This window comes from Streptomyces sp. NPDC050145, assembly GCF_044460245.1.
In the GTDB taxonomy this organism is placed as follows: Bacteria; Actinomycetota; Actinomycetes; order Streptomycetales; family Streptomycetaceae; genus Streptomyces.
Genome location: NZ_JBITJS010000010.1, coordinates 63024 through 86457 on the forward strand (window position 1 = coordinate 63024; position 23434 = coordinate 86457).

Sequence of the window (23434 nt, forward strand, 5' to 3'; positions counted from 1 at the left end):
GTCCGGAGCCGGCTCAGAGAAGGGCCAGCCCCGAGCAGCCCGTGCCGCCGGCCGGGTCGGGCGCGTACACCCAGTACAGCGCGAAGACCTGGACGGCGAGCAGCAGCACCGCCAGGCACACCACCGCCGCCCGCGCGCCGCCGAAGCGCGCGGTGCGGCGGACGGTGAGCAGCAGCGCCGCGAGGCTGCACACGGGCCCGGCCCACGCGGTCACGTACATCCGCGTCGAGGGGCCCAGGTACACGCAGTCCTGGAACGTGTCCCCGTCGAAGGAGATGTGCGCGCCGAGCAGCACGGCCGACAGCGCGGTCAGGGCCACGGCGGCCGTGAGGAGGCCGTCGCGGCGGGTCGGGGCGGCGGTGGGCTGGTTCATGGTGGTCATCAGTACCAGTCGGGGTTGGGGCGGACAATGCGGATGTTCTGCTGACCCTCGTGCTTCTCGGTGGCCTCGATCCGGCCTTCGAGACTCACGTTCTGGTACGAGTCGCTGTGCTGGGTGTACTTGATCTCGCCGTCCGGCATCACGGCGGTGACGATCGCCGCGTGGTGCGTGTTGCCCTGCTCGATCGAGTCGTTGGGCCCGGACTGCTCGTAGTAGATGATGTCGCCCGGCTTCACGTCGGCGGGTGCGATCTCCTCGCCGCCGTGCCGGAGCATGAAGTTCTGGTTGTTCTCGGCGGCGGTCCAGTTGTCCGAGTAGGCGAGCTTCTTGTCGACCCAGTCCCAGCCGCTCGGATTGCCGACCATCCAGCTGTCGTCGTCCGTGGTGCCGCCCCAGAACGACTCCTTCTGCTGCATCCCGGAGGCGAGCAGCGCGTTGGAGACGAAGTTGGTGCAGTTGTTGCCGAAGTCGGTCGGGTCGTCCTTGTCCCAGTGGTCGAGGGCGTACTGCACGAGCTTGACCCGGTCGTACTTGCCGTTGCCGCGCAGTTCCGTCTGGACGTCGGGCGGGATGCCGTCGAGGTTCGCGATCAGCGCCGGCTCGGCGAGCATCATGTCCTTCTGCTGCTTCGGCGTGAGGCCGTCCCACCACTGACGCACGGTCGTGGGGTCCTCGTCCACCGGGACGTCCGCCGCCATCATCTGCATCTGGACGTGCGAGGCGTGCGTCTGCAGCTCGTTGAGCGCCTTGGACGGATCGGTGAGCGTCGTCTGCGCGCCGAGCTTGGCGAACTCGGTGGCGGCCAGCTTGTCGGCGGTCGTCACCTGCTCCACCGCCTGGTCGATCAGGTCCTTCACCTGCTGCCGGTAAGGGCCCATCTCCTCGGCCTCCGTGCGGTTGTGCACGGGAGGCCCGGTGATCGTCCCGTCGGCGCCGATCGTCAGCCCGTAGCTGTCGGCGAGCCGGACCGCCTCGCGCATCGTGCTGTGCGCGGTCTCGATCGCGGTGGTCACGCCGTCGGCGACCATGTTGACGGCGAGCAGGATGTCGTACGCGACCTCGAACTGGTCGGCCAGCGACGCGAACTTGCCCGCGGCGGCCTTGCCGACCTCGTCGGTCCAGTTCTCGGCGAGCGGCTTGACCCCGTAGTCGCGCAGGTCCTTCGCCGCCTGGAGGGCGTACTTGGCCAGCGAGTGGAACTCGTCGGAGGCCGTCTTCCACTTCTCCGGGTGGGCGCTGTTGATGCCCTCGTAGGTGACCACGTCACGCCTTCCCGAGGTCGCGGACGGCGGCGTTCAGCCGGCGCTCCGCCTCGGCGTCCGCGCCGTCGAACCCGTTCGCGGAGTCCCTCAACTTGGCGCTCAGATCGCCAAGTTGCTTGGCCAGGGACACCATGTGCTCCTCCCAGTTGAGGGCGCACACCTTGAGCTGTACGGAGCTCGTCCAGCCGTTGAACATGTGGTACGTGTACACGTCGTCGCTGCCGTCGAGGGAGTGGTCCAGGCGCGTCATGGCGTTCCGGGACAGCGTCTCGGTGTCGTTCGCGGCGCCGTGCACGCCCTTGGTCTTGATATCGATGTCCGGCCGGCCCCCGCCGCCGCCGTCGGGCGCGAGCTGGTTGAGCCGCATCTGGGCCGGTGGCGCGGCGGGTCCGGCCTGTCCGGTGCGGTGCCGTTCGGCCGCCGCGGCCTTGAGCTCTTCCCACTCGTCCCATGCCATGCGCGTTCGACCCCCGTCTCGCACTGCCTGAGTCGCCGAAGGTAACAGAGCACGGTAATGGGCACGTCAAATAACGAGGTGGGCCCGGAGGGAGCGCCGCACAGCCTCGTCCGCCATACTTCGGCCCGTGGAGCAGCGTATGGAGAGCCAGAAGGTCACGCCCGTCACCGGTGCCGGTTTCGACCCGGCGTACGTCCCCGGCCTGACGTCTCCCGTCCCGGAGACGGCAGTCGAGGACGCGGTCACGGGATCCGACGAGCCGTCGGAGGAGGTGACGGAGGACGCGGTGCCCGAGGACGCGGCGGCCGAGGACTCGGCGGCCGAGGCGAAGGCCGAGGCCGAGTCGGACGCGGAGCCGGAGACCGACGCCGAGCCGGAATCGGAGACCGAGACTGAGGAAACCGAGAAGCCGGAGGCCGAGGCGGCCGAGGGTGACGGTCCGGTGCTCGAGGCGAAGGACCGACGCGGCTCGATCACCGTCGACGCGACCGGCGTCCGCTTCACGCTCGACGACCAGGAGGCGGACTTCACCTGGGACGAGATCAGCGCGGTCGAGGTCGGCACGGCCCGCAAGCGCCTCCTCGTGACGGTCCACACGCCCAACAGCCGCTGGTACCCGAACGACGTCGAGGCCCCCGACAAGGCCCGCCTCCAGGAGTGGACCGAGACCCTCGACAAGGCGCTCGACGCGTACTTCGAGGACTGAGCCCGGGATCACGGACCCACCACGTTCGGGCCGTTTCCTGCCCAACCCCTTGTCCGCCACGGATCTTTACGCACCCTTGGTGTTCATGGCGGACACCACGGGAACACCAGGAACTCCAGGAACCCCAGGAACCGACTCCACGGCCCACGACCTCGGCGGGCCCCGCAAGTCCAGCTGGCGCCACATCGGCCCCGGCATCGTCGTCGCCGCGACCGGCGTCGGGGCGGGCGACCTCGTCGCGACCCTGATCGCCGGCAGCAACTTCGGCTACACCCTGCTGTGGGCGGCGGTCATCGGCTGCCTCGTCAAGATCAGCCTCGCGGAGGCGTGCGGCCGCTGGCATCTCGCCACCGGCCGCACGCTGTTCGACGGCTGGGCCAGTCTCGGCCGCTGGACCACGTGGTTCTTCGCGGTCTACGTGATCGTGTGGGGCTTCGTCTACGGCGCGGCCGCGATGTCGTCGAGCGCGCTGCCCCTCCAGGCGCTGTTCCCCGACGTGTTCCCGGGCGACTGGTCGATCAAGCCGTGGGCGATCCTGTGCGGGCTCGTCGGGCTGGCCTTCGTCTGGTTCAACAAGTACGCGGTCTTCGAGAAGGTCATGACCGTCCTGGTCGGCGTCATGTTCGTCGTGACGGTGTACCTGGCGATCCGGGTCACCCCGAACCTCGCCGACGCCTTCGCGGGCCTGCTCCCGGTCGTGCCCGACGAGAAGGACTCGATCCTCAACACGCTCGGCCTGATCGGCGGCGTCGGCGGCACCATCACCCTGGCCGCGTACGGGTACTGGGTCAACGCGAAGGGCTGGTCGGACGCGAGCTGGATGAAGGTCATGCGGCTCGACAACCGCGTCGCCTACATCACCACCGGCATCTTCGTCGTGGCGATGCTCTTCGTCGGTGCCGAGCTGCTGCACTCCTCGAACATCGCGATCGCGTCCGGCGATCAGGGCCTCGTGGACCTGTCGAAGATCCTGGAGGCGGAGTACGGCACGGCGACCGCCAAGCTCTTCCTGGTCGGCTTCTTCGCCACGTCCTTCACCTCGCTGATCGGCGTCTGGCACGGCGTGAGCCTGATGTTCGCCGACTTCGCCGAGCGGTACCGCAGCGCGCGGACCCGGGGCTCCGAAGTCCCGCGCGGCGACCGGGAGAAGGGCTGGCCCTTCCGCGCCTACCTGCTCTGGCTGACCTTCCCGCCGATCGTCCTGCTCTTCCAGGGCCAGCCGTTCCGCCTCGTGATCCTCTACGGGGTCCTGGGCGCGGCGTTCATGCCGTTCCTGGCGCTGACCCTGATCTGGCTCCTCAACTCCTCGCGCACACCCTCCGATTGGCGCAACGGCAAGCTCAGCAACGGCATGCTGGCGGTCGCGGGCCTGCTCTTCGTGGTGCTGTGCGTGAAGCAGATCTGGGACCAGCCCTGGTCGGACTTCTTCTGACCGCTCGTACTCACTGCTCTGGTCAGTTGCTCCGGGCCGTGGCGCGGGCCCGGGCGATGTCCGGATAGCGCACCGTGAACAGGATCGGCAGGGCCACGCACAGCACGGTCAGCACCGTGCGCCCCGCGCTGTCGTGCGGCTGGGCGTGCCGCAGCCAGGCCGTGCCGATCCCGCTCACGGTGAAGGAGGCGGCCCACACGGCGCTGATCACGATGTTGACCTTGTGGAACACGGGATTGCCCCACAGCTCGCGCGGCACCTGGGTCCTGGCGATGCCGAGCGTGAAGGGCCGCCCGATCCCGAGCGAGCCCCAGGCGACGAGCGCGAACCAGAGCGACGACCCGGCGGACGCGTAGTGCTCGATCGGGCCGGAGTCCGGGGCGGCGAACGCGGCGACGGCGCACCCGGCGAAGTACAGGGCGGCGCTGACCTCGATCACGAGCGCGTCCCACCCCCGCCCGGCCCGCCGCTGCGCCCCCGCGAGCACCACGGCGAGCGCGAGCCCGGCGAGCAGCGCCCACCGGACGTCGACCGTGCCGATCAGCAGGCTGACGACGATCAAAGGAAGAAAGCTACGCAGATAGGCCACAGGTTCCCCCGAACAAGAGACGCTCACCGATATTCTAGTTCTGACATGTCAAAACTAGAACCTCCACTCACGACATGTCAATACTGGAATATCAAAGCTATGCTGCCTGGCATGAGCCTTCGACACGCACTCCTCGGCCTGCTCGCGGACGGCCCGGCGAGCGGCTACGACCTGCTCGGCACGTTCCGCACGAGCCTCGAGAACGTCTGGCCGGCCACCCAGAGCCAGATCTACACGGACCTCACCAAGCTCGACGCGGCCGGCCTGATCCGGGTCGCGGAGGAGGGCCCGCGCGGCCGCAAGACGTACGAGATCACCGACGAGGGCCGCGCCGAACTGCGCCACTGGCTCCTGGAGACGGCCCCCGACGGCTACCGCCGCAACGACATCCTGCTCCGCGTCTTCCTCCTCGGCGCGGTAGAACCGGAGGAGGCCCGCGGCTTCCTCCGCACCCGCGCCACCTCCGCCACGGCCCGCCTGGCCGCCCTCCGGTCCTTCGACGAGTCGATGGACTGGGGCGACGACCCCCTGTCGCTCTACGGCCGCCTGACCCTGGAGTGGGGCAAGCGGTTCATGGCGATGCAGGCGGAGTGGGCCGAGTGGGCGGAGAAGGAGATCGCGGCGCTGGAAGCGCGCTAGTCGGGGCCGCGCCGCCGGGGGAGCGGCGGCGCGGCCCGGTTCGGGGGGTGGGGTGGTCAGAGGGTGTGGACGTGTGGGGCGACCGTGGAGGACCAGGCGTTGCCGGACGCCGCGTCCCAGTTCGTGGACCAGGTCATCGCGCCCCGCAGGCCCGGGTAGGTCCGCGGCGGATTGAAGGAGCCGCAGTTCGTCGCCTTGGTCAGGCAGTCGAGGGCGTCGTTGACCACGCCGGGGGATACGTAGCCGCCGCCCGCCGCGTTCACGGATGCCGGGACGCCGATGCCGACCTGCGACGGGTCGAGGCCGCCCTCCAGCTGGACGCAGGCGAGCGCGGTGAGGAAGTCGACCGTGCCCTGGCTGTAGACCTTGCCGTCGCAGCCCAGCATCGAACCGCTGTTGTAGTACTGCATGTTGACGACCGTGAGGATGTCCTTCACGGCCAGGGCCGTCTTGAAGTACTCCCCGGACGGGGACTGCATGTCGATGGTCTGGGGGGCCATCGTGAGGACGAAGCCGGAACCGGCGTCCGCGGCGATCGTCTTCAGGGCCTGCGCCATGTACGTGGAGTTCAGCCCGTTCTCGAGGTCGATGTCGACGCCGTCGAAGCCGTACTCGGTCATGAGGGACGTGACGGACCGCGCGAAGTTCGCCGCGGAGTCCGCGTCGTTCACGGCCACCGTGCCGTTCTGGCCGCCGATGGAGATGACGACCGACTTGCCCGCCGCCTGCTTCGCCTTGATGTCGGCCTTGAAGGCGTCCTCCGTGTACCCGCCGAGGCCGGCCGAGTCGAGGGTGAAGTCGACCGCGCCCGGTGTGGCGCCGGCGTCGGCGAAGGCCACGGCGACGATGTCGTACGCGTCCGGCACGTCGGCCAGGGTCTGCACCGTCGCCCCGTTGTCGAAGTTCTGCCAGTAGCCGGTGACGGCGTGCGCGGGGACCGCGGCGGCCGCCGCGTCGGTGGGCGTGGCCTCGGCGGACGTGGTGACGAGCCCGGCGGCCGTCAGGGCGACCGCCGTGAGCGCGCCGGTGAGCAGGCCGGCCCGGGACCTTTTCCGCCGCCGGCGAGAGGGCGCCTGAGGTGTTCCTTTTCGATCGGTACGAGTCATTTTCTGCCTCCGTGTGGGGGGATTGCTCCCCGGGCCCCGAGGGGCTCGCGGCGTGGAGTGCGAGCGAAGTGGGGCTGGAGCGCGAGGAGTTGAGGAGGTGGAGAGAGCGGCTGCCGCGGATCCAAACTGGTCCAGACCAATGGGGATGTCAAGAGCTCGAACGACGCTTCCTCGCCAACCCGGGCCGATCACTGTGTGAACAGTGCGAAGTGGGGTGTTGGCGGACGCCCGCGTGGATATGGTGCTCGGACAAGCACACCGCAGCGCACCGCGGTGTCCGGAGGAGGCCAGGACGACCGGGGGGTTTCGCGTGCCGACCGCAATAGCCGTCACCGACCCCGACCTCGTGCTCGGTTCGCCCGACCGGCACACCCCGACCGCCGCCGTGCTGCCCGTCGGCGCGGCCCGGGACGCGTATCCGCTCGGCCGCGCGATCGGTGACGTACACGCCCTGATCGAGGCGCACGGCTATGTGATCGTGCTCTGTCCGGAATCCGCCCCGGACGCGGTCCTCCACCGACTGCATTCGATCCGCTCCGTGCTCGAGACCGACCGGATGGCGATCCTGCGGCCCGAACTGCCCCCGCTCGGCCTCGCCGTCCTCGCCCTCCAACTGCGCCAGCTCTCCATCTGCGACTTCAGCCCCGGCGTGCTCGCCTCCGCCGGACGCCTCCTCGCGCACTACGTCCACGCGGGCGCCGTCGTCGGATCGGTCGCCAAGCTGGACCGCGTCCCCGTCTCGCTGCGCGCCCACGCCAAGTCCTGGTCGCCGAGCGCCCAGTTCGCCGTCGTCGCCTCGCCGCAGCCGCAGGTGCTGCGCGTCACCGGCCCCGACACCGTCCCGTCCGGCCCCTCCTTCGGCACGCGGCTCTACTACGCGGCCGGGCCGCAGCCCGCCGACTGGGTCACCGGCACGCTCGCCGCCGCGTGGCGCGTCCAGGGCGCCGTGGAGACGCCGCTGCCCGCGGAGTCGCCGCGCTGGTGGGCCACGGGGAAGCCCGGCAGCCCCGGCAGGATCGTCGAGTTCGCCGCCGCGATCCCCGACATCTCCGTGCTCTACCAGCTGGTCTCGTCCGTGAAGCGCGAGGACTGCCGCTGGTGCGGGCTCGAACTCATCGGGGACCGCTGCGGGTTCTGCTCCGCACGGCTGACCGCCGACGCGCCGCCCGAACCGTACGGCGGGGCCGGGCGGCCCGTGCTCGCGCCGGCCGGTGCCGGTGCGGGGCGGGCGGCGCTCCCTCGCGCCGGGCATTGACCCTCGCCCCGCACTCCGTCCAATTCCGTCCGCCCCCCGTCAACTCAACTTCAACGAGGTTGTCCGGTCCATGAATTCACGTCAGCGTCGCGGCGTCATCCTCCTGGTCGTCTCGGCCCTGTGCGCCCTCGGCGCGTTCGCCGGGGTCCTCGCGGTGATCCGTGACGTGAACTCCAAGGTGGGGCCGGAGAAGACGGCGTACCGGCTCAAGGCGGACGTGGCACCGTACAAGGAGCTCACCGCCGACCAGTTCGAGAAGGTCGAGATGCCGAAGCGGTGGCTGTCCGGCACCGCCGTCACCGACCTGCGCACGATCCGCGGCAAGATCGCCGTCACGCAGCTCAAGAAGGGCTCCCTGCTCCAGAGCGACATGGTCGTCGACCGGCCCGAACTCAAGCCGGGGCAGCAGGAGATCGCCATCATGATCGACGCGGAGACCGGCGTCGCGGGGAAGATCGACCCCGGGTCGAAGGTCAACATCTACGCCACCTTCAAGGCCGAGAACGACAAGCAGAAGGACCAGTCGAAGGTCATCGTCGAGAACGCGGAGGTTCTCGACGTGGGCAAGCTGACGCCCATCGACCAGCAGGGGGCGGGGGCCTCCGGCGGGGACCGGAGTTCTGTGCGGCGGCAGGGGGAGGCCGTGCCGATCACGTTCGCGCTCGGGGCGGCGGATGCGCAGCGCGTCGCCTACGCCGAGTCTTTCGCGACCCACGTCCGGCTCGCCCGGGTCGCCCCCGGCGGCGACGGCGCCATCGCCCCCGGCGACCGGTCCTACACCCTTGACGAGGACAAGTGATGGCGCGGGCGGTTGCCGTGCGGGTAGCGGCATCGCGCCGTAGCGGGTCGCTCGCGCGTCGCCGGGTGCGCCTCTCGTCGTGGCTGGTCGCGCAGTTCCCCGCGCCCCTGAAGGCGCACTCCGTGCGCTCCCATGGCCGCCGGACGTGCCCCGCGGCGGAGTTGCCGGCCGGGGTGTACAGCCCTGCGCCCCTCGCGGGGCGCGTTGAGGAAGGGGGTCGGGGATGAGTGCTACCCGGATTCTTGTTGCCGTGGGGGAGCCGGAGGCGGGGCGCGCGCTCATCACGCTGCTCTCCCAGTTGCCCGACACCGAGCCCGCCCCACCCGTCCCCGACTCCACCGCCCTGCTCGACACCCTGGCCCGCTTGGCCGCCGAGTCGATCGACGAACTCCCCGAGGTCGTCCTCGTACACGAACGGATCGGCCCGGTCCCCGCCCTGGAGCTGATCCGCGACCTCGTCCTGCGTTTCCCCGCGGTCGGCGTCGTCCTGGTCACCGCCGACACGAGCCCCGCCCTGCTCACGGCCGCGATGGACAGCGGAGCCCGCGGCATCGTCGCGTTCCCGCTCGGCTACGACGCCCTCGCCGAGCGCGTCCAGGCCGCCGCCTCCTGGTCCTCCGGCATGCGCCGCCACCTCGCCGGAGGCACCGGCACCGGTCACGAACTGCTGCCCGCCGCCGGTGCGGGCCGCGTCGTCACCGTCACCGGCGCCAAGGGCGGCGTCGGCACCAGCCTCGTAGCCGTCCAACTGGCCCTCGCCGCCCGCGCGTCCGGCCGCACCGTCGCGCTGCTCGACCTCGACCTCCAGTCCGGCGACATCGCCTCCTACCTGGACGTCCAGTTCCGCCGCTCCGTCGCCGACCTCGCCGCGATCCACGACATCACCCCCCGCGTCCTCGCCGACGCCGTCTTCACCCACGAGACCGGCATCGACCTCCTCCTCGCCCCCGCCGAAGGCGAACGCGGCGAGGAGGTCACCGACCGCGTCGCCCGCCAGGTCGTCCACGCCCTGCGCGCCCGCTACGAGGTCGTGGTCGTCGACTGCGGCACCCAGCTCGGCGCCGCGAACGCCGCCGCGATCGAACTCGCCGACCAGGCCGCCCTCCTCGTCACCCCGGACGTCGTCGCGGTCCGCGCCGCCAAGCGCATGGTCCGCCTCTGGGACCGCCTCCAGATCCGCAAGGCCGAGGAGACGGTCACGGTCGTCAACCGCGACGCCCGCTCCGCCGAGATCCAGGCGACCCTGGTCGAGCGCGTCACCGGCACCCGCACCGCCCGCACCACGATCCCGGCCGCCTACAAGGAACTCCAGGCCGCCGTCGACGCGGGCCGCATGCAGGACCTCGACAACCGTTCCACGGTCAAGCAGGCCATCTGGACCCTGGCCGCCGAGCTCGACCTCGTCGCGTCCCCGGCCCCCGAGCCCGGCCGCCGCGGCCGCCGCCGCGCCGACAAGGGCGCCGTCACCCTCGAGTTCGCGGCGATGTTCCCGCTGGTCCTCGTCGTGATGGGCCTGCTCTGGCAGTGCGTCCTGTACGGCTACACGTACTCCCTCGCCGGAAACGCCGCCGACGAGGCCGCCCGGGCGGCGACATCGGCTGCCGCCGTGAACGGGGACTACGGCGGTGCCTGCGCCGAGGCGGGCCGCTCCCACCTGCCCTCGGCCTGGCAGGACGCCGCCGTCTCCTGCACCCCGTCCGGTCCAGTCATGAAGGCCAGCGTCGAGGTCGACGTCCCCCTCTTCTTCCCCGGCATCAACCCGGGCTGGTCGGTAACGGGCGAGGCAGGCGCCGCGACAGAGAAAGCCCCGGACCAGTGAAGTCGGCGCGTCCCTGGGGCGCACGAAGTGCGCCTTCAGGGGCGCGGGGAACTGCGCGACCAGCCACGACGAACCGTAAGTCGCCCACGAAACAGCAACCCGCAACGGCGAAAGGGCGTCTCCGCGCCGACAACGGAGTGTCCATGCTGGAGTTCGCCGGCTTCTTCCCCTTCCTCCTGATCATCGGCATGGCCGCCATCCAACTGGGCCTCGTCGGCTACGGCGCCAACCAGGCCGGCTCCGCAGCCCGCGCAGCCGCCCGAGCCGAATCCCTGGAACCCGGCACCGGCCAAGCCGCCGCAACAGGCAGCACCAGCACCTGGCTGAACCCCCGCGCCGCCATCGCCCCCGGAGACGCCGTCCAGGCAACCGTCACCGTCCACGTCCCCGCGATCATCCCCCTCTTCGACGGCTGGGACCTGCACCGCACAGCGACCATGCCCAACGACCAGACCGACAGGACCGACAGGAGCGAACCATGAGCCTGCGCTCCCGCGTGGCGGCCACCCAGCCCCAGGGCACGACCCCCGGCACGGACCCGTCCCGCGACGACAGCCTGGTCGCCGTCTACCGCGCCAAGCTCCTCGAAGAGATCGACCTCGCCGAGATGTCGTCCCTCCAGGCCGCGGACCGCCGCCTCCGCCTGGAGCGCGTCCTGGGCCACATCATCAGCCGCGAGGGCCCCGTACTCAGCTCGACCGAGCGCACCCAGCTGATCCGCCGCGTCGTCGACGAGGCCCTCGGCCTCGGCATCCTCGAACCCCTCCTCGCGGACGCCTCCGTCACCGAGATCATGGTCAACGGCCCCGACGCGATCTTCGTGGAGCGAGCCGGCCGCGTGGAACAGCTCCCGATGCGCTTCGCCTCCGCCGAGCAGCTCATGCAGACCATCGAGCGCATCGTGTCGACCGTGAACCGCCGCGTGGACGAGTCGAACCCGATGGTCGACGCCCGCCTCCCCACCGGCGAGCGCGTCAACGTGATCATCCCGCCGCTCGCCCTGACCGGCGCCACCCTCACGATCCGCCGCTTCCCGCGCGCGTACAGCCTCACCGAACTCATCGAACTCGGCTCCCTCGACGAGCACATGCTGATGCTGCTCGCGGCCTGCGTCCGCGCCCGCTTCAACATCATCGTCAGCGGCGGCACCGGCTCCGGGAAGACGACGCTCCTCAACGCCCTCTCGGCGCTGATCCCGCCCCACGAGCGCATCATCACCATCGAGGACTCGGCCGAACTCCAGCTCCAGCAGGACCACGTGATCCGCCTGGAGTCGAGGCCCCCGAACGTGGAGGGCAAGGGCCAGGTCACCATCCGCGACCTCGTCCGCAACAGCCTGCGCATGCGCCCCGACCGCATCATCGTCGGCGAGGTCCGCGGCGGCGAGACGCTCGACATGCTCCAGGCGATGTCCACCGGCCACGACGGCTCCCTCGCCACCGTCCACGCCAACACCGCCGAGGACGCCCTCACCCGCCTCCAGACCCTCGGCTCGATGTCCGAGGTCGACGTCCCCTTCGAGGCCCTGCGCGATCAGATCAACTCGGCGGTCGACGTCATCGTCCAGCTGACCCGGCACGCCGACGGCTCCCGCCGCATCACCGAGATCGCCCTGCTTGTCTCGCACGGCCGCGAACAGTTCACGATCAACACGGTCACCCGCTTCGCCGCCCAGCCCTTCCTCCCGACCGGCCTGCCGTCCGATGCCACCGGCCAGGACAGGCGCGTCCACGGCTACTACGAGCATCTGCCGCTGCCGCGCCGGGTCGCCGACCGCCTGTACGTGGCGGGGGAGTCCGTCCCGCCCGGCTTCGGGGTCGTCGAGTTCGCCGACGTACGCAACACCAGGGAGGCCACCGGATGACCGGCCGGCACACCGTTCCCGGAAGGGGAGTCGCCGCGTGACGAACCCGGCCCTCATCGCCCTCGGCGCGACCGTCCTCGCCTGCGTGGTCGCCGTCGCGGGTGCCCACGTCTACGCCTCGGGACGCGCTCAGCGCCGCGCCCTGGAGGACCGCCTCGACACCTACGCGTCCGGCGCCCCCGCCCTCCCCTCCGGCGCCCGCACCCGCCGCTTCACCGGGATCGACCGCAGGCTGCGCCGCACCCGCCTCGGCCGCGCCGTCCACCTGCGCCTGTCCACGACCGGCCTCGACCTGACCCCGGGCGAGTTCCTCGTCTACGTCACCGCGGTCGTCGCCGCCCTGTGGATCCTCGCGGCGACCACCCTCGCCCCGTTCTTCGGCCCGATCGCCGGAGCGGTCGCGATCTGGGCGGCGGTCATCTTCCTCAACTGGCAGCGCCAGAAGCGCATCGAGGCGTTCATCAACCAGCTCCCCGACGTGGCCCGGCTCCTCGCCAACGCCACAGCAGCCGGACTCGCCCTGCGCACGGCTCTCGCGATGGCGGCCGAGGAGCTCGAAGCCCCGGCCGGTGAGGAACTCTCCCGCGTCTCCGACCAGTTGGCGCTCGGCCGTTCCGTCGAGGACACCCTCGACGAACTCGCCGCCCGCCTCCCCTCCCGCGAGCTGATCGTCCTCGTCACCACGCTCGTCCTGTCCAACAAGGCGGGCGGCTCCGTCGTCTCCTCGCTCCGCAACCTCACCCAGACCCTCGAAGACCGCAAAGAGACCCGGCGCGAGATCCGCACGATGCTCTCCGAGGTCAACGCCACCGCCTTCACCGTCCCCCTCCTCGGCCTCGGCTCCCTCCTCCTCATCAACTCCTCGAACGAGGGCGCCCTCGCCCGGGTGACCGGCTCCGGAATCGGCCAGACCCTGATCCTGCTCTCCCTCGGCCTGTACTCCGTCGGCTTCTTCGTCATCCGCCGCCTCGGAAAGATCGAGGTCTGACGTGCCCGCGCTGTCCTCCCCCCTCATGGGCCTGCTGATCGCCCTCGTCGCGGGCCTCGCCGTCCTCGGCATCCTCACCGGCATCCGCATGTACCGGGCCGAGGCCAAGGTCCCCAGCGACCTCGCCCTCGCCCTCGAAGTCGGCGCCACCCGCGTCTCGGCGGCGGGCTCCGCCGTCGACCGGCTCGGCATGCGCTTCGCGCCGCTCGTCCTGCGCCTGATGGGCCCGCGCCGCGTCGACGCGAAGCGCCGCCGCATCGACATGGCCGGCAACCCCGGCGGCCTCACCATCGACCGCTACGCCGCCCGCCGCGCCGTCTACGGCGCCTTCGGCGTTCTGATGGCCCTGGTCTTCCTCAAGAACGGCAACCTGCTCCTCGCCCTCCTCACCCTCGCCTTCGGCGCGCTCGCCGCCGACGCCCTGATCTGGCAGGCGACCCGGGAGCGCAAAGAAGTCATCGACCGCACCCTCCCCGACTTCCTCGACGTCCTCGCCGTCGTCGTCTCGGCAGGCCTCGGTTTCCGCCAGGCCCTGGACCGCGTAGCGGAGAAGTACGAGGGTCCCTGGGCCGACGAACTCCGCATCACGCTCCGCCAGATGGACATGGGCGTCCCGCGCCGCCAGGCCTTCGACGAACTCCGCCGCCGCAACTCCTCCGAGCAGGTGGCCCAGTTCGTCTCCGCGCTCCAGCAGGGCGAGGAGCTGGGCTCCCCGATCGCCGACACTCTGATCCAGCTCGCCACGGACATGCGCCGCACCGACGCCCAGAACTCCCGTCGCCGGGCCGCGAAAACCATCCCGAAGGCGACCATGGTCACCCTCGTCTTCATGCTCCCCGCGACGATGATCCTGATCGCGACGGGCATGTTCCTCGGCTCGGGCTCCGACTTCGGCTCGATTCTCGGGCGCTGATCACCGATGACGCCCCGGGCAACAGGACGACAACTTCCGGCCAAGGCCTGCCCTGTAATTGCCGAAACCGTGTGCACACGGTCGCCTTTCACGTACGTTGCGTGTGTTGTTCTGGATGCCGGGGAGTACGGCGCGGAAGGGGGATCCCGTGATCAAGGACCGAGTGCTCGGGGCGTGGGTGACGTGGACGAACTCTTTGGGGGAGCGGGTCCGGGGAGCGCGGAGCGATTCCGGTGCCGGGTTCGTGGAGTACGCGGGCCTGATGATTCTGATCGCCGGGATCTTCACGCTGATCGACCAGTTGGGGCTGGACGGATTGATCTCCGGCGCGATCGGCGACGCCGTCGACCGAGTCATCGGTGGCTGACAGGTCGAGGCCTTCAGGGTGACAGGGGATCGACGCTCCCCATATACATCTGGCTGACCGGAATCTTGCTCTTTGTGGCGTTTGCTTTCTTCGCCTTCGCGCAAGCCGCGTCGGCGCGTAATGGCGCTCAATCTGCCGCGGACGCAGCGGCACTTGCGGCCACGCAGTCCGCGCGGGACGAGTTGATGGACAAGCTGGAGACGGCCCTCGACGGCGAAGCCGACGATTGGCTGGACTGGCTCACAGGCGACAAATTCGACGGCACGGACGCCGGGGCGGCCGCGAGCGCGCTGGCAGCCGCGAACGACGCCGACGTGATCGGCGGCCCGGCTCTCACCGAGGTCAATGGCTACCCGGGCTACTCGGTCGAGATCGAGACGCGCTACACGGTCGGCGACACGATCATTCCCGGCACGGAGAACCAGAAGGCGAAGGCGCATGCGACGGCCGTGATCGAGCCGCGCTGCGACATCCCGCCGGACGCCGACCCGAAGAAGCCGGTCCAACTCGTCTGCGGCGGTGAGGACATCGAGATCGACCCCGATGACTTCGATCCGGCCGATCTGCCCGACGCATCGGACCTGTTCTCCGTCCACCTGGCCGACTGACACCCGAACGAACAGAGAGGGAAGCCGCAGCGATGAACCTTCGGCGCACTACGACGACCCGCCGGACCCTGGCCGCGCTGGCGCTGACCACCGGTCTGCTCCTCTCGGTGGCCGGCTGCGGTGGTGACGGTGACGGGGAGGAGGACAGCCCGAAGGGCTCCCCGACCAGTGCCTCCGCCGACAAGGACGGCGGGAAGCCGTCCTCGTCCGAGACTCCGACTGACCAAGTGCTCGCGGAGTCGAAGGACGGAGACATCACGGTCACCATCACCTCGGCCGTCCGGGACCAGGGTGGCTTCGTCAACGTCAACGGGACCGTGCGCAACGACGGCAGCCGCTCCTGGATGGGTGCCGAGTGGCAGAGCGAGGAGACCGAACTCGCGGTCAACGGCGGCTCCATGTCCGGCGCGAGCCTCGTCGACCAGGCGGGCAAGAAGAAGTACCTCGTGCTCAGGGACACCACAGGGCGCTGCCTGTGCACCAAGTTCACCCGGCTCAGGTCCGGCGATTCGGCCTCCTGGTACGCCCAATTCCCCGCACCCCCCGAAGGAACCTCCGAGGTCACCTTCCAGGTCGGCGCCATGCCCCCCGCCGCGATCGAGATCAGCGAGGGCGAATGATGAGCCCCAGCCGGATCGGACCGCACCGCCGCCTGGCCGCCGCAGCCGCCCTCACCGCGGCCACCGCCCTCCTGGCCACCGGCACCGCCACGAGCGCGGCCTACGCCGACGACGAACCGGGCGGCGCCTCCGCCCCACCGGGCAGCACGAGCACCAGCCCACCCCCACAGGTCGACGCCAACAGCCCCGGCCTGAAGCTGGCCGACGGAGCCACCCTCGCCCCCGCCAAGGTGCTGGACATCAAGTCCGTCGTGGAAGACCTGTCCGGCGACGAGCGGCGGACGGACACCAACGAGGACGTGACGTTCGCGCTCCAGGCGGAGGTGCTGTTCCCGAAGGACAGCGCGAAACTGAACCCGCACGCGAAGTCCCGCATCCAGGCGATCGCGGACGAGATCAACACCCAGAAGGCCGGCACCGTCAGAGTCTTCGGCTTCACGGACAACCTGGGCTCGTATGCCCACGGCCTCAAGCTCTCCAAGCAGCGCGCGGAGGCGGTCCACGACGCGCTCCAGACGGCGCTGGGCGCGAACGGCGGCGACCTCACCTTCCAGGTGCGGGGCTACAGCGAGGACTACCCGATCGCGGACAACGGCACGGAAGAGGGCCGCAAGAAGAACCGCCGCGTGGAGGTGTCGTTCCCGAAGAGCGAGGCGGACCCGCCAAGTTGACGGCAGGGGAGCGAAGTTGGCGTCGTTCAGAACCACCACTCCGCATCGCATTGTTCTCCTGATATCCCTGAACGGCCTGAAGGCGGACAGCGAACTGTTCGAGGCGACATGCGGGCGGCGCGAGTGGGCGATCCTGGAGCGGCCCGCGCTTGTCGGCGCGGGCGAGGTGCTGCCCCTGCGGTACGTGGTGGAGATCAGCCTGGACGGGACGTACCAAGGAGCGGTCAGGGGGGCCCGGCGGCAGGTCGAGTACGTAGCGAGTCACCTTCTGCTCGATCTGGCGGTGCTGGCCGCCGACCGCCGTGTCTCGGAGAGCCGCCGAAGGCCCGAATGGCGTCCGTACGATGCGGTGAGCGCGCAGCCACCCGCCCGGATTCCGCCATGGCTGTGGCGCTACGGCGCGAAGGCAGTGGTCCGGGCAGGGCTACGGGACAAAGGCCGGCACGTCACGGCTTTCACGGAGGCCGAGGCGCTGCGCCTCTCCCGGCTCCGCCTTCCCGGTACGGCACCGGCGTCGTCGGGTGTGCGAGTGCGGCGGGTGGTCAGGAAGGACACGTCCGAAAAGCCGACGGAACTCATCTGGGCCAGCCGGATCCGTACCAGCCGGCTGGCCTACCTGCTCTTGATCACAGGTCTCCTTGCCGTGTTCATGACCCGTGCCGCGTACCTCGGATACATGGACGTCCTGGTCGGCTGCGCTGTGCTCCTGGTGGGGGTGGCGGCGTGGGTGACAGACTTCTCCTCGCCGCAGCCCGGGAACTGCCCAGGGAACGCTGGCCGGAACACGTGTACCCCTGGGCGATCGGCTGGACGATCGGCGGAGTGCTCTGCGCTGTTCTGGGGGTCGGGAGTTCCGCGAATGGCATTCGCGCCGTATGGGGACTGACAGCGATCGTTCTCGTGCTGCGCGGTCTGGCGCTGTTCATCGGGCAGCGCAGATGGCAGACGTGGGTGCCCTGGGTGCTGCCCGCGCTGCTGCCCCTCTTCTTCGGCGCGTTTCCAGGGGTGGGGTCGTTTGTGCACGACGCGTACCTGAAGGCGTTCGACACGGATGCGGAGGCGGTCGGTGTCTCGGCCGTGTGGCAGCTGTACGCGGCGACACGCTGGGGCGCGCTGGTGCTCATCCTCCTGTTCGGACCGGCCCTCTACGGTTACGCCCGCCACTTTCACCTCAGCCGCCTCGACCGGATTCCGGTGCTGGTGACCCTGCTGGCCGTCCTGTTCGCTCTGTGCGACTGGGGCACCACCCGGTTCGTACTCGGCCCCGCCGCGAAGACCGGTACGACAGCGGTGTCACAGGCATCGAGCGGGAACATCCCGTCGTCGTACTACGGCATCGAACCGGAGTGGGTCTGTGTCGCCCCGCTGGCCGGGCAGGCGGCTGAAGAGATTCCGGTCCAGGGCGGAGCCTTCGAACCGGCGCGCCCGCTGCTCCACCTCGGCGCATCGGGCGGCAACGTCGTCCTCTGGGACACCGGTGCCGACCGGAAGTCCGGTAAGGACAACCGCACTTTGACGCTTCCCCTGTCGCGCTTGCGGATCTCTCCGACGGACGACCCCCGCGGAACGTGCGGGGCTTCGGGACGTCAGCGCTGAGCGCCTCCGACGCTTCCCTGGACCGGTGATCTCGAGCCGGTTGTGTATATCGCGCGCGATATATATCGTGGACGATATGGATGAGCCGTACGACATCGAGGTGGAACCCGAGGTCGCCGAATGGCTGGACACGCTCCCGCTGGAGCACTTCCTGAAGGTCGACCAGAAAGCGGGAGAACTGGCAGAGAGCCCTCTGACGCTCGGCGAGCCGAGGTCCAAGTACCTCGGCGACGGTGTCCGTGAGCTGCGTTTCACCCTCGGCGCGGGCCACGTACGGCTCACCTATTGGCTCACCGACCGGCGGTCCGTCGTGCTGCTGACCTGGTTCTACAAGACCCGGCCTCGGGAAGAGGTCCAGGTGCAGCGGGCGAAGGATGCCAAGAAGGTCTGTGAGGCGGAGCATGGACCGGCGCACGAGGATTACGAGTGGAAAGGGGACGCGTGATGGCCGGACACATGAGGTACAAGACCCTGCAGGCTCATCGGCTGAAGGAGCAGGGCGAGGAGGTCGCCGAGCACCTCAAGACCCAGAGGGCGTACAGGCTTCAGGGAGATCTTGCTCAGATCTTCTACGACCGACGCAAGGAACTGGGGTACACGCAGGCAGAAGCTGCCGCACGTTGCGGGATCACGCAGGCCAAGGTGTCGATCATCGAAGGTTCGGGAGCCCACCCGACCCCCGCACTGCTGGAGAAGCTCTCCCGTGGGCTGGAAGCGTCCATCACGGTCGTCTATCACCGGGAGAAGGATCACGAGATCAGTCTGGTGCCCGAAGCGGCAGAAGACGCCGCGTGACGGCCTGCCGCTGAGCGTGCCTGCCGGAAGGCCATACAGCCGTCCGGAGGCCGGTCCCGTGCGGGCCCGTAGTCGCCCCGCTCACGTGGTCGCCCCCGCACCGCGGCACCGGAGGCGGCGGCACGACGGGCGGAGGCGGCGGCTGCCGCTGAGATCAGTAGTACCCCTTCACCTCGTCGAGCAGCTCCCGCACGATGTCCGCGTGTCCCGCATGCCGCCCGGTCTCCTCGACGAGGTGGATGAGCATCCAACGGAGGTTGGCTTTACCGGCGCGGAAGTCGGGGTGGCGGCCGATGTCGTCCAGGGAGGCCGCGGCCACGATCTCGTTGCTGCGGGCACACTGGGCCTCGTACTGCTCGAGCAGCTGCTGCAGCGGAACGCCGTCGACCTGCCAGTCGGCGCCCTCGTTCGTCTCGTCGAAGGACGGGTTCTGTGTCTTGTCGCCGCCGAGGAAAACCACCTCCAGCCAGGTGTGCTCGACCCACCGCATGTGGCTGATCAGCCCGGCCATCGTCATCGCCGGCGAGGTCGGGATGACGGAACGGTGCGCGTCGGCCTCGCTCAGGCCGTCGCACTTCCATCGCAGGATCTGCCGCTGGAGGTCCAGCCAGCCGATGAGCGCGGTGCGCTCGTCGGCCTGCAAGGGGGGACGCTCAAGTGAAGGTGCCATGCCCGCACGTTAGCCGGTCACAAGATCCGCCGGACAGGCCTTGCGCGTCCTCGCCGCTTGTTCAACACATGAACCAGAAAAAGGAGTTGTGGTCGGGCCGGGTTCTCGCGTAGAAAGATCGACGACACGGTCCGACGGGCCCAGGACGAAGGACGAGGAGGGGTAAGCGATGGACGTCACGTACCGCTTGACCACCATCATCACCGCGCTCACGTCCTCCCGGGGCACCGCACGCCGCGTCTGATCAAGACGCGCGGCAGGCCCGATCCGGTCGGGGACAGGCGCTATTCACGGAGTGTGCCTTGACCGAAGTTCAGCACGACCCTGCCCTGACTCTGCGCCCGATCACCGGCGCCGACGAGCTCGACCTCTTCACCCGCTTCTCCTACGTCATCAACCACGAGCTGGCCGACGACCTCACCGAGGGCCGCCGCCGGCCCGAGTGGATGTGGGTCGCCCTGCGCGGTGACCGTCTCCTGGCCCGCCTCGCCTGGTGGAGCCGCCCCGACGGCGACGCCCCGCAACTGCTCGACATCCTCGACCTCGACGACAGCCTCCCCGAGGCGGAACGTCTCGACATCGGCGAGCGCCTCCTGCGCACCGCCACCGCCGCGACGCTCACCCCGGGCACCACGCACCCCGAGTACGGCCGCTTCATCCCGCCGGACTGGCGCGAGGACCCGGCCGCCCGACAGGCCGTCGAGGACCGCATGACGGTCGCCGAACGCACGGGAGCCAAGCTCTTCGTCGAACGGCTCCGCCTCGAATGGAAGCCGGGCACGGACATCGCCCCGCCCGGCGACCGCCTCACGTTCCGCCCGCTCAAGAACCCCGACGACCCCGCCGAACTCATCGACCTGATGACCGCCGTCCTCGACGGCACCCTCGACGCGCACGGCCGCGACGACCTCACCCGGATGTCCCCGCGCGAGGCCGCCACCGAGCAGTACGAGGAGGAGTTCGCCAGTTACTCCAGTCCCCGCGACTGGTGGCGGATCGCCGAACTCCCGGACGGCGAGCCCGTCGGCTTCGTCATCCCCGCCCACAACGGCTACAACGCGACCATCGCCTACATCGCCGTCCTGCCCGCCCACCGCGGCCAGGGCTACATCGACGAGATTCTCGCCGAGGGCACGCGGATCCTCGCCGAGCAGGACGTGCCGCGCGTCCGCGCCGCGACGGACCTCGGCAACGTGCCGATGGCCGCCGCGTTCCGTCGCGCCGGGTACGTCAATTTCGAGCGGGCGATCAATATGACCTGGGAATCAGCTGTCCTGAGCTGAGTCGTCGTCCGCTTCCGGGTAAGCGATGAAGGTTCCCTTGCCCGGGAGCGTGGCGATGAGGCCGCGTGCGCGCAGTTCCTTCATGGCCCGGCGCACGGACAGGTAAGCGACGCCGTACTGCTCGGCGAGGTCACGTTCCGACGGGAGCCGCATTCCCGGTCGGAGCGTGCCCTCGGCGATCTGCCCCGCGATGTAGTCCGCCACCTGCACGTAGACGTAGGCGATCTTGGTCGGGTCGATCGGTGAGCGGTTCTGCTCCGAGTCCTCTGCCATTCGAACAACGTACGACACCTGTGAGCTGCGCGAATAGCTGGAAGGCATCCAAGTGCTATGCATGGCCATCCATTGCCCGCTACGGTGAACATGAAAGACCCCGGCGACGGCGGCAACCGTCCCGGGGCGTGGCCAACGCTTACTCTCTGGAGCGTCAGCAATGCTCGACCTTACTCTTCGGGCCCTCGCATGGGTCCTCCGTATCTGCCTGCCCGCGCCCGCCGGACGGCACCGCGCAACCACCGCCCCGCCGCCACCTCCGCTCAACCCGATCCGCACGGCGGCCCCGTACCGCCACACCGAACGGCTCGACGGCGCCGCGCACCCCCTGGTCCGCCCGTACGTCCTGACGCCCACCGAGCGCCGCCGCCAACGAGAACGGCGGCGCGCGCTGTATCTGGCCACGATCGGGATCGACGTGGGCCCGCGCCTGGAGCTGATCCACGGGGGCACCCGATGAGCGAGCCCCGCCGCCCGGTACGGATGTGCGCCCGCTGCGAGCAGCTCACCTCCGAACCCGTACTGGTCCACGAGGTGTTCGCGCCGACGGGCCCCGGTTTCAACGTCTACGCGTGCCTGGACTGCGCGCGGCACTACCCGCCCCTGATCGACCCCTTGGAGCTGTTGCCGCCCGCGCCGAAGTCAGGCTGAGGGCCAGAGGTCGGTGCTGTGGCCGGCGACGAGGGCGCCGACGCGGTCGAGAACGTCGGCGGCGGGCAGTGGATCGATCCGCCGCCCGTCGCGCAGCCGCAGCGCGACCTGCCCGGCATCGGCCTCCTTCGCGCCGACGACTGCTTGATACGGGACGAGCCGGGCGTTCCGGATCCGGGCGCCGAGGCTCCCGAGCTCGGGCCCGGCGACCTCGGCCCGGAGCCCGCGCTCGGCACGACACCGCTCGGCGAACGCCTCCGCGTAAGCCAACTCGCCCTCGGAAACGGGCAGTACGACGATCTGGCTCGGCGCCATCCACGCGGGGAACGCACCCCCGTGCACGTCGACGAGGTGCGCGACCGCGCGCTCGACGCTGCCGATGATGCTGCGGTGGACCATGACGGGGCGGTGCCGCGCCCCGTCCGGGCCCACGTACCGCAGGTCGAACTGCTCCGGCTGGTGGAAGTCGACCTGCACGGTGGACAGGGTCGACTCCCGCCCCGCCCGGTCCGCGACCTGCACGTCGATCTTCGGTCCGTAGAACGCGGCCTCGCCCTCCTCGGCCTCGTACGCCACCCCCGACCGCTCCAGCACACGCTTCAGCAAGGCGGTGGCCCGCTCCCACTTCTCGGGAGCGGCGACGTACTTGCCCCCGGGTCCCGGAAGCGACAGCCGGTACCGCACCGCACGGATCCCGAGCGCGGCGTACGCCTCCCTGATCATCTCCAGCGCACCCCACGCCTCCTCCTCCACCTGCTCCAGGGCGCAGAAGATGTGCGCGTCGTTGAGATGAATGGCCCGCACCCGGTTCAGCCCGCCCAGCACACCGGACAGCTCGGCCCGGTACATGGCCCCCAACTCGGCCATCCGCAACGGCAGTTCCCGATAACTGTGCGCCCGGCTCCGGTACATCACCGCATGATGTGGACACAGACTCGGCCGCATCACGAACTCCTCCCCGCCCACCTCCATGGGCGGAAACATGTCCTCGCTGTAGTGGTCCCAGTGCCCCGAGATCTCGTACAACTCCCGCTTGCCGAGCACCGGCGAGTACACATGCCGGTACCCCGCCCGCCGCTCGGCCTCCCGCACGTACTCCTCGAGCGCGTGCCGCACGACGGCCCCGTCGGGCAACCAGTACGGCAGCCCGGCCCCGATCAACGGATCGGTCCCGAACAACCCCAGCTCCCGCCCGCTCTTCCGCTGCTCCACGACGTTCCCCTCACTGCACTCAGTTGAGGAACGAGCACCCGGGGCGTCGGCGATCAGACAACAAAAAGAGCCCGGGCACTCGCCCCGGGCTCAGACCGACGATCACACACAAGTCAGCACACCGGGACACTCACCGGCGTCGTCGTCATGACGTACTCGCTGCGCTGACTCATACCGCGACCGTAACAGCGCCCACATTTCGTCGGCACGTCCTTTTCGGCGGCCCCCTCAGCTGACGACGCGTGCCAGCAGGGCCGCCAGGTCCGCCAGGAACTGGAGCCAGGGCCGCACCCGTTCGGCCCGGCGCCCGAACCGCTTCCGGCGTCTCTCGACCGGCTGCTGTCGCCGCGCCGCCGCCCGCTCCCGCACCTGCCGCAGCACCCTGACGCGCGCGCTGCCGCTCTGCCTGCGTCGCCTCATACCTCGAACGTAAGACGCCGCCCACCCTGCTGCCGTGCGGGCGGGCGCCAAAACGGG

At 70.0% G+C, this 23434-nt stretch carries 30 protein-coding genes; 21 read left to right on the forward strand and 9 right to left on the reverse strand.

Annotated features, from left to right (window positions below; translation table 11 throughout):
- Nucleotides 1-13: 13 nt before the first annotated feature.
- The 3 genes from ACIBTU_RS20930 to ACIBTU_RS20940 are packed head-to-tail and all read right to left on the reverse strand — an operon-like array spanning nt 14 to nt 2101.
- Nucleotides 14-382 (reverse strand): hypothetical protein, encoded by a 369-nt coding sequence (locus ACIBTU_RS20930; RefSeq protein WP_399127788.1) that lies wholly within the window; start codon nt 380-382, stop codon nt 14-16.
- Nucleotides 382-1644: an amidase domain-containing protein gene (locus ACIBTU_RS20935; RefSeq protein ID WP_399127789.1), complete on the reverse strand. Its 1263-nt coding sequence runs from the start codon at nt 1642-1644 to the stop codon at nt 382-384. Before ACIBTU_RS20935 ends, ACIBTU_RS20930 begins: the two co-directional genes overlap by 1 nt.
- A gap of 1 nt (nt 1645) precedes the next feature.
- Nucleotides 1646-2101, reverse strand: coding sequence for a hypothetical protein (locus ACIBTU_RS20940; RefSeq protein WP_399127790.1), 456 nt, complete (start codon nt 2099-2101; stop codon nt 1646-1648).
- 127 nt (nt 2102-2228) lie between these two features.
- Here ACIBTU_RS20940 and ACIBTU_RS20945 point away from each other — a divergent pair, with 127 nt between their 5' ends.
- Together ACIBTU_RS20945 and ACIBTU_RS20950 are read left to right on the forward strand one after the other, a co-directional pair.
- Nucleotides 2229-2807 (forward strand): hypothetical protein, encoded by a 579-nt coding sequence (locus ACIBTU_RS20945; RefSeq protein ID WP_399127791.1) that lies wholly within the window; start codon nt 2229-2231, stop codon nt 2805-2807.
- A gap of 85 nt (nt 2808-2892) precedes the next feature.
- Nucleotides 2893-4239: an Nramp family divalent metal transporter gene (locus ACIBTU_RS20950; protein ID WP_399127792.1), complete on the forward strand. Its 1347-nt coding sequence runs from the start codon at nt 2893-2895 to the stop codon at nt 4237-4239.
- 22 nt (nt 4240-4261) lie between these two features.
- On the opposite strand, the gene ACIBTU_RS20955 is transcribed toward ACIBTU_RS20950, so the two are convergent.
- Nucleotides 4262-4801 (reverse strand): hypothetical protein, encoded by a 540-nt coding sequence (locus ACIBTU_RS20955; RefSeq protein WP_399127793.1) that lies wholly within the window; start codon nt 4799-4801, stop codon nt 4262-4264.
- A gap of 138 nt (nt 4802-4939) precedes the next feature.
- Between ACIBTU_RS20955 and ACIBTU_RS20960 the strand changes: the two genes are divergently transcribed.
- Complete coding sequence (locus tag ACIBTU_RS20960) at nt 4940-5467, forward strand: PadR family transcriptional regulator (protein ID WP_399127794.1); 528 nt, start codon at nt 4940-4942, stop codon at nt 5465-5467.
- Between the two features lie 56 nt (nt 5468-5523).
- On the opposite strand, the gene ACIBTU_RS20965 is transcribed toward ACIBTU_RS20960, so the two are convergent.
- Nucleotides 5524-6573 carry a chitinase gene (locus ACIBTU_RS20965; RefSeq protein WP_399127795.1) on the reverse strand — a complete coding sequence of 350 codons (1050 nt, stop codon included), beginning with the start codon at nt 6571-6573 and terminating at the stop codon, nt 5524-5526.
- 310 nt (nt 6574-6883) lie between these two features.
- Between ACIBTU_RS20965 and ACIBTU_RS20970 the strand changes: the two genes are divergently transcribed.
- The 15 genes from ACIBTU_RS20970 to ACIBTU_RS21040 all read left to right on the forward strand — a co-directional run bounded on the left by ACIBTU_RS20970 (nt 6884) and on the right by ACIBTU_RS21040 (nt 18868).
- Nucleotides 6884-7828, forward strand: coding sequence for a hypothetical protein (locus ACIBTU_RS20970; protein WP_399127796.1), 945 nt, complete (start codon nt 6884-6886; stop codon nt 7826-7828).
- Nucleotides 7829-7898: 70 nt separating this feature from the next.
- The gene (gene cpaB, locus ACIBTU_RS20975; protein ID WP_399127797.1) at nt 7899-8627 is read left to right on the forward strand and encodes a Flp pilus assembly protein CpaB; all 729 of its coding nucleotides are present in this window, start codon (nt 7899-7901) and stop codon (nt 8625-8627) included.
- Between the two features lie 223 nt (nt 8628-8850).
- The gene (locus ACIBTU_RS20980; RefSeq protein WP_399127798.1) at nt 8851-10446 is read left to right on the forward strand and encodes a CpaE family protein; all 1596 of its coding nucleotides are present in this window, start codon (nt 8851-8853) and stop codon (nt 10444-10446) included.
- 143 nt (nt 10447-10589) lie between these two features.
- Entirely contained in the window at nt 10590-10928 is a 339-nt protein-coding gene (locus ACIBTU_RS20985; RefSeq protein WP_399127799.1) for a TadE/TadG family type IV pilus assembly protein, read from the forward strand.
- Nucleotides 10925-12310 carry a CpaF family protein gene (locus ACIBTU_RS20990; RefSeq protein WP_399127800.1) on the forward strand — a complete coding sequence of 462 codons (1386 nt, stop codon included), beginning with the start codon at nt 10925-10927 and terminating at the stop codon, nt 12308-12310. Before ACIBTU_RS20985 ends, ACIBTU_RS20990 begins: the two co-directional genes overlap by 4 nt.
- Nucleotides 12311-12347: 37 nt before the next feature.
- The gene (locus tag ACIBTU_RS20995; protein ID WP_399127801.1) at nt 12348-13298 is read left to right on the forward strand and encodes a type II secretion system F family protein; all 951 of its coding nucleotides are present in this window, start codon (nt 12348-12350) and stop codon (nt 13296-13298) included.
- A gap of 25 nt (nt 13299-13323) precedes the next feature.
- The gene (locus ACIBTU_RS21000) at nt 13324-14211 is read left to right on the forward strand and encodes a DUF5936 domain-containing protein (RefSeq protein WP_399128058.1); all 888 of its coding nucleotides are present in this window, start codon (nt 13324-13326) and stop codon (nt 14209-14211) included.
- Between the two features lie 148 nt (nt 14212-14359).
- Nucleotides 14360-14578 carry a hypothetical protein gene (locus ACIBTU_RS21005; RefSeq protein WP_399127802.1) on the forward strand — a complete coding sequence of 73 codons (219 nt, stop codon included), beginning with the start codon at nt 14360-14362 and terminating at the stop codon, nt 14576-14578.
- 41 nt (nt 14579-14619) lie between these two features.
- Entirely contained in the window at nt 14620-15186 is a 567-nt protein-coding gene (locus tag ACIBTU_RS21010) for a pilus assembly protein TadG-related protein (RefSeq protein ID WP_399128059.1), read from the forward strand.
- Between the two features lie 32 nt (nt 15187-15218).
- Nucleotides 15219-15806, forward strand: a complete 588-nt coding sequence (locus ACIBTU_RS21015) for a hypothetical protein (protein ID WP_399127803.1) — start codon at nt 15219-15221, stop codon at nt 15804-15806.
- The gene (locus tag ACIBTU_RS21020; protein WP_399128060.1) at nt 15806-16477 is read left to right on the forward strand and encodes an OmpA family protein; all 672 of its coding nucleotides are present in this window, start codon (nt 15806-15808) and stop codon (nt 16475-16477) included. The genes ACIBTU_RS21015 and ACIBTU_RS21020 overlap by 1 nt, the downstream gene beginning before the upstream one ends.
- Before the next feature lie 16 nt (nt 16478-16493).
- Nucleotides 16494-17363 carry a hypothetical protein gene (locus ACIBTU_RS21025; protein WP_399127804.1) on the forward strand — a complete coding sequence of 290 codons (870 nt, stop codon included), beginning with the start codon at nt 16494-16496 and terminating at the stop codon, nt 17361-17363.
- Between the two features lie 14 nt (nt 17364-17377).
- On the forward strand, nt 17378-18073 hold the full coding sequence (locus ACIBTU_RS21030; RefSeq protein ID WP_399127805.1) for a hypothetical protein: 696 nt from the start codon (nt 17378-17380) through the stop codon (nt 18071-18073).
- A 76-nt stretch (nt 18074-18149) separates the two neighbouring features.
- The gene (locus ACIBTU_RS21035; protein WP_399127806.1) at nt 18150-18518 is read left to right on the forward strand and encodes a type II toxin-antitoxin system RelE/ParE family toxin; all 369 of its coding nucleotides are present in this window, start codon (nt 18150-18152) and stop codon (nt 18516-18518) included.
- A gap of 11 nt (nt 18519-18529) precedes the next feature.
- Nucleotides 18530-18868, forward strand: a complete 339-nt coding sequence (locus ACIBTU_RS21040; protein ID WP_399127807.1) for a helix-turn-helix domain-containing protein — start codon at nt 18530-18532, stop codon at nt 18866-18868.
- A gap of 154 nt (nt 18869-19022) precedes the next feature.
- On the opposite strand, the gene ACIBTU_RS21045 is transcribed toward ACIBTU_RS21040, so the two are convergent.
- Nucleotides 19023-19538 (reverse strand): DinB family protein, encoded by a 516-nt coding sequence (locus tag ACIBTU_RS21045; RefSeq protein ID WP_399127808.1) that lies wholly within the window; start codon nt 19536-19538, stop codon nt 19023-19025.
- Between the two features lie 302 nt (nt 19539-19840).
- Between ACIBTU_RS21045 and ACIBTU_RS21050 the strand changes: the two genes are divergently transcribed.
- Nucleotides 19841-20821, forward strand: coding sequence for a GNAT family N-acetyltransferase (locus ACIBTU_RS21050; RefSeq protein ID WP_399127809.1), 981 nt, complete (start codon nt 19841-19843; stop codon nt 20819-20821).
- Here the strand turns inward: ACIBTU_RS21050 and ACIBTU_RS21055 are convergent.
- A complete protein-coding gene (locus ACIBTU_RS21055) occupies nt 20804-21094 on the reverse strand; it encodes a winged helix-turn-helix domain-containing protein (protein WP_399127810.1) in 291 nt (96 codons plus the stop codon). The genes ACIBTU_RS21050 and ACIBTU_RS21055 overlap by 18 nt on opposite strands.
- Before the next feature lie 160 nt (nt 21095-21254).
- Here ACIBTU_RS21055 and ACIBTU_RS21060 point away from each other — a divergent pair, with 160 nt between their 5' ends.
- Together ACIBTU_RS21060 and ACIBTU_RS21065 are read left to right on the forward strand one after the other, a co-directional pair.
- Nucleotides 21255-21554, forward strand: coding sequence for a hypothetical protein (locus ACIBTU_RS21060; RefSeq protein WP_399127811.1), 300 nt, complete (start codon nt 21255-21257; stop codon nt 21552-21554).
- Nucleotides 21551-21745 carry a hypothetical protein gene (locus tag ACIBTU_RS21065; protein WP_399127812.1) on the forward strand — a complete coding sequence of 65 codons (195 nt, stop codon included), beginning with the start codon at nt 21551-21553 and terminating at the stop codon, nt 21743-21745. Before ACIBTU_RS21060 ends, ACIBTU_RS21065 begins: the two co-directional genes overlap by 4 nt.
- Here the strand turns inward: ACIBTU_RS21065 and thrS are convergent.
- Together thrS and ACIBTU_RS21075 are read right to left on the reverse strand one after the other, a co-directional pair.
- Entirely contained in the window at nt 21737-22957 is a 1221-nt protein-coding gene (gene thrS / locus ACIBTU_RS21070; protein WP_399127813.1) for a threonine--tRNA ligase, read from the reverse strand. The genes ACIBTU_RS21065 and thrS overlap by 9 nt on opposite strands.
- A gap of 228 nt (nt 22958-23185) precedes the next feature.
- Entirely contained in the window at nt 23186-23377 is a 192-nt protein-coding gene (locus tag ACIBTU_RS21075) for a hypothetical protein (RefSeq protein ID WP_399127814.1), read from the reverse strand.
- Nucleotides 23378-23434 lie beyond the last annotated feature (57 nt).

Bases quoted from the DNA above. Each gene is read 5' to 3' on its own strand.
- ACIBTU_RS20930 (WP_399127788.1), bottom strand. From the start codon at position 382: ATGACCACCATGAACCAGCCCACCGCCGCCCCGACCCGCCGCGACGGC.
- ACIBTU_RS20940 (WP_399127790.1), bottom strand. From the start codon at position 2,101: ATGGCATGGGACGAGTGGGAAGAGCTCAAGGCCGCGGCGGCCGAACGG.
- ACIBTU_RS20950 (WP_399127792.1), top strand. From the start codon at position 2,893: ATGGCGGACACCACGGGAACACCAGGAACTCCAGGAACCCCAGGAACC.
- ACIBTU_RS20960 (WP_399127794.1), top strand. From the start codon at position 4,940: ATGAGCCTTCGACACGCACTCCTCGGCCTGCTCGCGGACGGCCCGGCG.
- ACIBTU_RS20965 (WP_399127795.1), bottom strand. From the start codon at position 6,573: ATGACTCGTACCGATCGAAAAGGAACACCTCAGGCGCCCTCTCGCCGG.
- cpaB (WP_399127797.1), top strand. From the start codon at position 7,899: ATGAATTCACGTCAGCGTCGCGGCGTCATCCTCCTGGTCGTCTCGGCC.
- ACIBTU_RS20980 (WP_399127798.1), top strand. From the start codon at position 8,851: ATGAGTGCTACCCGGATTCTTGTTGCCGTGGGGGAGCCGGAGGCGGGG.
- ACIBTU_RS20985 (WP_399127799.1), top strand. From the start codon at position 10,590: ATGCTGGAGTTCGCCGGCTTCTTCCCCTTCCTCCTGATCATCGGCATG.
- ACIBTU_RS20990 (WP_399127800.1), top strand. From the start codon at position 10,925: ATGAGCCTGCGCTCCCGCGTGGCGGCCACCCAGCCCCAGGGCACGACC.
- ACIBTU_RS21000 (WP_399128058.1), top strand. From the start codon at position 13,324: ATGGGCCTGCTGATCGCCCTCGTCGCGGGCCTCGCCGTCCTCGGCATC.
- ACIBTU_RS21015 (WP_399127803.1), top strand. From the start codon at position 15,219: ATGAACCTTCGGCGCACTACGACGACCCGCCGGACCCTGGCCGCGCTG.
- ACIBTU_RS21020 (WP_399128060.1), top strand. From the start codon at position 15,806: ATGAGCCCCAGCCGGATCGGACCGCACCGCCGCCTGGCCGCCGCAGCC.
- ACIBTU_RS21035 (WP_399127806.1), top strand. From the start codon at position 18,150: ATGGATGAGCCGTACGACATCGAGGTGGAACCCGAGGTCGCCGAATGG.
- ACIBTU_RS21040 (WP_399127807.1), top strand. From the start codon at position 18,530: ATGAGGTACAAGACCCTGCAGGCTCATCGGCTGAAGGAGCAGGGCGAG.
- ACIBTU_RS21045 (WP_399127808.1), bottom strand. From the start codon at position 19,538: ATGGCACCTTCACTTGAGCGTCCCCCCTTGCAGGCCGACGAGCGCACC.
- ACIBTU_RS21055 (WP_399127810.1), bottom strand. From the start codon at position 21,094: ATGGCAGAGGACTCGGAGCAGAACCGCTCACCGATCGACCCGACCAAG.
- ACIBTU_RS21060 (WP_399127811.1), top strand. From the start codon at position 21,255: ATGCTCGACCTTACTCTTCGGGCCCTCGCATGGGTCCTCCGTATCTGC.
- ACIBTU_RS21065 (WP_399127812.1), top strand. From the start codon at position 21,551: ATGAGCGAGCCCCGCCGCCCGGTACGGATGTGCGCCCGCTGCGAGCAG.
- ACIBTU_RS21075 (WP_399127814.1), bottom strand. From the start codon at position 23,377: ATGAGGCGACGCAGGCAGAGCGGCAGCGCGCGCGTCAGGGTGCTGCGG.